Below are 6,679 nucleotides of genomic sequence, written 5' to 3'. Positions count from 1 at the left end.
GGGTTCGTCACCCCGCGCGCCGCCCTCCCCGGCCGTCGGTCCGGTGCCGCCGACGGCCCTCCGGGGCGGTCGCTCCCGGCCCCGGTTCCGGATCCGGCCCGGTTCCGCCCGGCCGTTCCGGGCCGGTCGTTTTCGGTCGGATCAGCCGACGGCCGCCAGTTCGGCCGCCGAGCCGGGCGGCCCGGGCGCGCCCGGGGCCGGGTCGGCCGCCTCGGCCGCCCGCAGCCGGGCTATCAGTTCCTCGCGCGCCCGGGCCACTCGGGACCGGACGGTGCCGACCGGGCAGCCGGCCACCTCGGCGGCCTCGGCGTAGCTGAGCCCGACGACCTGGGTGAGCACGAAGGCCTCGCGCCGCTGGGCGGGCACCCGGTCGAGCAGGTCGTCGAGCGCGACCCCGTCCTCGAACCCCGCGGTGGGTGCGGTGCTCTGCCGCTCGGCGGCCTCCTGCCAGTCCGGCAGGGCGGCGCAGCGCGGCCGGGCGGCGGCGGTGCGGTACCGGTCGATGACGGTCCGGCGGGCGATGGAGAGCAGCCAGGTGCGGGCGGAGGAGCGTCCGGCGAACCCGGGCAGGCTGCGCAGAGCACGCAGAAAGGTTTCCTGGGCCAGGTCGTCGGCGGACTGCACGTCGGTGAGGTGCGCGACGAACCGCCACACGTCCCGCTGGGTGGCCCGGACGAAGGCCTCGACGTCGTCGGCCCGGCCCTCGCGGGCGGCCAGTGCGAGTGCGGTCAGCTGGTCGTCATCCACGGCGGCCCCCCACCCGGTCGGTCGCACCTCGGAGCAGGTACGGGACGATGGTCGTATGAGATGCGCGCAACTCCGTACCGCTCTGTCCGCCCGCCTCGACGGCGAACCGGCCGGTGTGCCGGACCGCCGGCTGGACAAGCACGTCGCGCGGTGCGCGGCCTGCCGGGAGTGGCTGGAGCGGGCGGAGCGGCTGCGCGGACCGCTGGGTGCGGGCCGGACCGGCGGGCCCTCCGAGGAGTGGACGGCCGGACTCCTCGCACGCCTCGGCACGGCGACGACCGGCGGGAGCGGTGGGACGGGCGGCGACGGCGCGACCGGCGGGACCGGCGGGACCGGTGCGGACGGTGGGGCGGGTGAGGGCGGTCCCGGGCAGGGGGACGGCCGGCGGACGGGGTAGGACGGTGGCGCCGGGCAGGTCCGGTGCGCCGTCGAAGTCAGGCATGAAGAGGTCCTGAGAGGAAGTCAGGGTGCGGAGCCGCTGCGGGCGGCGCCGTCGGCGTCGGTGGGCGGCCGCACGAGCCCGGCCCCGGCCGGTGGAACGGCGGGACGGTCGGCGCGCGCGGGCCCGGGCCCCGGCACCGCCGCCGGCCCCGCGGGTACCGGCCGGGCTCCGGACCGGGCGGACCCTCCGGCCGGTCCGCGACGGTCCACCGGGCGCCCCGGCGGCAGGCGGGGGCGGCGGTGGGGCGCGGTCGGTCGGCGGTCGTCCGGAGACGGGCGGCGGCACCCGGCGGCGCGGCTGCGGCGCGGGGCGACCGGCCCGCCGCACGGCGGACACCGGGGGTGTCCGGGAACGGCGGCGGGCGCGTCAGCGGGCGAACGCGGGGGAGGGCGGCCCGCGGCGGACGAGGGCGTGCGAGAGCAGCACCGACCGCGGCAGGCGGGCCCGGTGGCCGACGGGTCTGGGCGCGCCGGGCGGCCGGTAGCCGGCCGGCCGGAAGGCCAGCGCGAGCAGCGGCGCCAGCAGCGCACCCGCCAGCACCGAACCCAGCGCGCCGAGCAGGTCGAACAGCCGCGCCAGCGCCGTCTCGCCGCGCCAGAGCAGCAGGGCGCAGGCCAGCGCGGCGAGCACGTGGGCGGCGATCATGCCGGGCGACATGCCGTGCCCGGCCATGGTGTGGCCGCTCATGCCACCCGTCCCGGTCATCCCGGTCATGCCGCCGGAACCGCCCGACCCTCCCAGGCCGCCCGCGGCGTCCAGCACCGAACGGCCTGCGGCGGACGGGAGGTCGGGGACCGCCGGCGCGCCGTGGGCGTGGACCGGGAGCGAGGTGACCGGCGGCGGGAGGTCCGGGTCGAGCCCGGCCATCAGCGCCAGCTGGTCCGAGGACAGCCCGGTCGGCGCCGCGTCCGCGTTGCACAGCAGCAGCGCGGCCCAGTCCGTCGGAACGGTCCGGCCCCGGGCACCGCCCCCGAAGAAGGTGCCCGCCTGCTGGAACGTCAGGTGCAGCGCGGTCTGCGCCACCACCATCCAGACACTGATCGCCGCCGGTCCGCGCCGCCGGCCGGCCAGCAGCCAGGCGAAGCCGAGGGTGAGACCGAACGCGGCCGCCAGTACCGGCACGGACACGCCGGAACCGGCCATGGCGACATGCGCCGTGGCGGCCAGCGCCACGCAGAGCGCGGCGGCGACCACGGCGCGCAGCGAGCGGATCCGGTCGGTCATCACGATGACACTCATCGTCGCACCCGCCTCCGCCGACCAGTACCGCGCCCTCCGCTATTGGCCGGTTCCGCCCCTGTCCGGGCATGTCCGGCCACCTCGCGGGGGCCTCCCCGGGCAAGTCGTTCGGGCACCCCCGGGCCCCGGGGCGGGTGGGGGCCGTGATGCGGAAGGGAAGCGTGCGGTGGCCGGAACCTGACGGTGCGTGAGGAGAGTCCCGGTCGGGGCGTGCCGGACTGCTCCTGGAAGGTCTGTTTCATACCGTCATATCGGTTTGACACGTTGATGACGGTGCGTACTGAATGTGACACCAGACTGTGACCTCGCGCACACGGGCACGACCGTGACAGGAGACCCGGCATGGACACCACCGCACCCGAGGCCGGCACCGGCCCGGGCACCGGCGCCGACCTCGCCGGTACCGGCACCGACGCCCTCCCCGACCTCGCCGACCCCGCGTTCTGGCGGCTCCCCGACCGGGACCGCGCCGCCGGCTTCGCCGCGCTGCGCCGGCTGCCCGCCCCGGCCCGCTTCGGCGACGGCCCCGGTGGCGGGTCCGGCGGCGGCCCGGGACGGGGCTTCCACGCCCTCGTCCGGTACGCCGACGTCGTCGAGGCCAGCCGCACCCCCGCGGTCTTCCTCAGCGAACCCGGCGTCACCACCCCCGAGCCGGCCCGCTGGGTCCGCCTGCTGTTCGGCGACTCGATGGTGAACCTGGACGACCCCCGGCACGCCCGGCTGCGCCGCGTCGTCTCGCGCGCCTTCACCCCCCGGCTGATCGCCCGGGTCGAGGACGACATCCGCACCGTCGCCACCGAGCTCGTCGACCGGGTGGAGCGCGAGCGCCCCGGGGACTTCGTCGCCGCGGTCGCCGCCGAACTCCCCTTCCGGGTGATCTGCACGATGATGGGCATCCCGGAGGAGTCCCGCCGCGCGATCCTCGACCAGGTCGACCACGCCTCGGAGCACACCGGGGTCGCCCGCCCGCTGCGCGAACGGATCCGCATGCCCGGCCGCGGGCTGCGGGCGCTGGCCCGGATGCAGGGCATGGTCGCCGAACTCGGCCGCGAGCGCCGCCGCCGGCCCGCCGACGACCTGATCTCCGCCCTGGTCACCGCCGACGTCGACGGCCGCCGCCTCACCGGACGGGAGCTCGGGGCCTTCTTCTCCCTGCTCCTCGTGGCCGGCGTCGAGACCACCCGCAACGCCCTGGCGCACGGCCTCCACCTGCTCACCAGCCACCCCGAACAGCGCGCGCTGCTGCTCGGCGACCCCGACCGCCACCTCGGCGGCGCGGTCGACGAGATCGTCCGCCACGCCACGCCGATCATCCAGTTCCGCCGCACCCTGGCCGTCGACCACCGGCTCGGCGGCCCCGGCGGCCCGCTGCTGAGGGCGGGCGACAAGGTGGTGCTGTACTACGGCTCCGCCAACCGGGACGAGACCGTCTTCACCGATCCCGACGCGTTCGACATCACCCGCAGCCCGAACCCCCACCTCGGCTACGGGGGCGGCGGACCGCACTACTGCCTCGGCGCCCACCTCGCCCGGCAGGAGATGAAGGCGCTCTACCGGGAGCTGTTCACCCGGCTCCCCGAGGTCCGCTCGATCGGTGAGCCGGTGCTGATCCCGTCCAGCTTCGACCACCGGGTCCGCTCGCTCCGGTTCACCTTCTGAGCCCTCCGGCCGCCGTCCTCCGGGGCCCTCCGGCGCACCGGGTACCCGGGCGACGGCTCCCCGAGTGGGGCTTCGGGCCGTCGGCCCGCAGCCGGGCGCCGGGGCGGCAGGCCGTGGGACCCGGGTCCCACAGGCTCCCGGGGTCGCACCGGTCGGGCGGCGGGGCGCGGACCGCGGTGGTGGCCGTCACCGCGACCGCCCGGCGGGAGGAGCAGAATGCGGGGATGACCGACCGTTCGCTCCCGGCGCAGCCCGGGCCCGCCGCCCCGACGTCGTCCGCCTCCGGCGCAGCCACCTCGGGCGGTGCCGCCGTCGACGGTCCCACCGCCGATGCCTGGCAGGCGCTCGGCGGCCCGGCCGCACTGCCGGAGCGGGTCTCCTTCCACGGCCCCGACACGGTGCTGCCCGCCCGGCTGCCGGTGCGCCGGCTGGCCCGGGCCACCGTCGCCGCCTGCTCGCTGGCCGCCGCCGAGCTCTCCGCCCTGCGCTCCGGCGGCCCGGTGCCCGCGGTCCGGATCGACCAGGGCGCGGTGGCCACGGCCTTCGTGAGCGAACGCCACCTGAGGATCGACGGCCGGGCCCCGGCGAGCTTCGCGCCGCTCTCCGGCTTCTGGCCGGCCGCCGACGGCTGGCTGCGCACCCACGCCAACTACCCCCACCACCGGGACCGGCTGCTCACCGCGCTCGGCCTGCCCGGGGACTCCGGGCCCGAACGGCTCGCCGCCGTGCTGCGCGAACTGCCCGCGGCGGCCGTCCAGGAGCGCGCCTACGGGGCGGGGGCGCTCGCCGTCGCCGTCGCGCCGGTCCGTGACACCGTGCTGCCGCTCGCCGAGGTCAGGGTCCTCGACGGGGCCCCGCCCCGCCCGCTGGAGCCCGCCGGCCTGCCCGCCGACGGCGTCAGGGTCCTCGACCTCACCCGGGTGATCGCCGGACCCGTCGCCGGCCGCACCCTCGCGCTGCTCGGTGCCGACGTGCTGCGGATCGACCCGCCGCACCTCCCCGAGGCCGACGACGCCCACGCGGACACCGGCTTCGGCCGCCGCTCCACCCGCCTGGACCTCGCCGACGGCACCGACCGGGCCGTCTTCGAGGACCTGCTCGCCACCGCCGACGTCGTCGTCACCGGCTACCGGCCCGGCGCGCTGGACGCCCACGGGCTGGCCCCCGAGGCCCTGATCGAGCGCCGCCCCGGCCTGGTCGCCGTCCAGCTGAACGCCTGGGGCTGGACCGGCCCGTGGGCGGGGCGGCGCGGCTTCGACAGCCTGGTCCAGGCCGGCTGCGGCATCGCCGCGACCGAGGCCGGCGCCGACGGCCGCCCCGGCGTCCTGCCCGCCCAGGCCCTCGACCACGGCACCGGCTACCTGATCGCGGCCGGGGTGCTGCGCGCCCTCACCGAGCAGCGCACCGGCCGCCCCGGCGGGCGCCGGCTGCGCTTCTCGCTGGCCGGCACCGCCTCCTGGCTGCTGCACGGCATCACCCCCACCGCCGACCCGCACCTGCCGCCCGACGACGCGCCCGACGACGAGCCCTACGACGAGCCCTACGACCCGGCGTGCCGGCTGGCCCGGACCGACTCGCCGTACGGCCGGCTCCGGTACGCGCTGCCGCCCGTCGGGTACGAGGGCGCCCCGGCGGACTGGACGCGCCCGCCGGGGCGCTGGGGCACGGACGCGCCGCGCTGGCGCTGACCGGGCCGGTGCCGGGCCGCTGCCGGCCCGGTGCCGCGGTGGCGCCGGGGCGGTTCCGGTACCGGGGAGCACGCCCGTGGGCCGCCGGGGCGTCCGGCGCGGCCGTCAGACGCCGGAGGGGATCTGCCTGGCGGTGCTGCGGACCTGGAAGGCCGTGACGACCTCGATCAGCCCCAGGATCAGCAGCCAGCAGCCGGCCAGCACGGTCAGCGCGGTGATCGACCCGGCCGGCCAGACCATCAGCAGCACCCCGGCCAGGGTGTTCGCGACACCCGCGAACGCCTGCCAGCCGCGGGCCGGCATCGCCTCGTCCGAGATCACCGCGGCGAGCTGGGTGATGCCGCGGAACAGCCAGCCGATGCCGATCCAGATCGCCAGCAGCAGCACCGACTGCGCCGCGCTGCGGAAGCACAGCAGGCCGAGCAGCACGCAGAGCGCGCCGCTGATGAAGGCCAGTACCCGCAGCGCGGTGGTGGCGTGCGTGCCGAACGCGGCGACCAGTTGGACGATGCCGATGACCAGCAGGTAGAGGCCGAACAGCACGCCGACCACCAGCAGCGTCTGCTCGGGCCAGACGAACACGACGATCCCGAGGCCGAGCGAGACGATCCCGGCCACCAGCAGGACCTGCCAGGCGGCCTTGGCGAGCAGACCGAGCGGGCCCCGGACCGGGGAGCCGTCGGGGGTGATGATCGGGGAGACCACGGTGGCGTCCTCCTGGGGAGTCGGGGGCCCGGCCGGCGGCGCGGGGAGCGGGCGGGCGCGCTGCACGGTCCGGGCGCTCCCCGTGGGTCGGGCGCTCCTCACGATCACCGAGCGCGCCGGCTTCCGCGCCCTGGACACACCCGTTCGAGTGATCGGATGGTCTCCCCGGGGTTCTCGGAATGCCATGTCCGGTTCACTC

General features: G+C 77.6%; 6 protein-coding genes. 3 read left to right on the top strand and 3 right to left on the bottom strand.

The window, feature by feature from the left end; all coding sequences use genetic code 11:
* Positions 1-141 precede the first annotated feature (141 nt).
* Complete coding sequence (locus ACFCX4_RS16200) at positions 142-747, bottom strand: sigma-70 family RNA polymerase sigma factor (RefSeq protein ID WP_376142819.1); 606 nt, start codon at positions 745-747, stop codon at positions 142-144.
* A 55-nt stretch (positions 748-802) separates the two neighbouring features.
* Here ACFCX4_RS16200 and ACFCX4_RS16195 point away from each other — a divergent pair, with 55 nt between their 5' ends.
* Positions 803-1,144: a zf-HC2 domain-containing protein gene (locus tag ACFCX4_RS16195; protein ID WP_376142817.1), complete on the top strand. Its 342-nt coding sequence runs from the start codon at positions 803-805 to the stop codon at positions 1,142-1,144.
* Between the two features lie 411 nt (positions 1,145-1,555).
* On the opposite strand, the gene ACFCX4_RS16190 is transcribed toward ACFCX4_RS16195, so the two are convergent.
* Positions 1,556-2,428: a hypothetical protein gene (locus ACFCX4_RS16190; protein ID WP_376142815.1), complete on the bottom strand. Its 873-nt coding sequence runs from the start codon at positions 2,426-2,428 to the stop codon at positions 1,556-1,558.
* 342 nt (positions 2,429-2,770) lie between these two features.
* Between ACFCX4_RS16190 and ACFCX4_RS16185 the strand changes: the two genes are divergently transcribed.
* Positions 2,771-4,087 carry a cytochrome P450 gene (locus ACFCX4_RS16185; RefSeq protein WP_376142813.1) on the top strand — a complete coding sequence of 439 codons (1,317 nt, stop codon included), beginning with the start codon at positions 2,771-2,773 and terminating at the stop codon, positions 4,085-4,087.
* A 224-nt stretch (positions 4,088-4,311) separates the two neighbouring features.
* Positions 4,312-5,775 carry a CoA transferase gene (locus tag ACFCX4_RS16180; RefSeq protein WP_376142811.1) on the top strand — a complete coding sequence of 488 codons (1,464 nt, stop codon included), beginning with the start codon at positions 4,312-4,314 and terminating at the stop codon, positions 5,773-5,775.
* Positions 5,776-5,880: 105 nt separating this feature from the next.
* Here ACFCX4_RS16180 and ACFCX4_RS16175 read toward each other — a convergent pair whose 3' ends face one another.
* Positions 5,881-6,546 carry an HdeD family acid-resistance protein gene (locus ACFCX4_RS16175; RefSeq protein WP_376142810.1) on the bottom strand — a complete coding sequence of 222 codons (666 nt, stop codon included), beginning with the start codon at positions 6,544-6,546 and terminating at the stop codon, positions 5,881-5,883.
* Positions 6,547-6,679 lie beyond the last annotated feature (133 nt).

The sequence above is a fragment of the Kitasatospora sp. NPDC056327 genome, from assembly GCF_042261735.1.
In the GTDB taxonomy this organism is placed as follows: Bacteria; Actinomycetota; Actinomycetes; order Streptomycetales; family Streptomycetaceae; genus Kitasatospora.
Note: the sequence above shows the minus strand (reverse complement) of the source record. Positions and strands in the feature narration are given on the sequence as shown.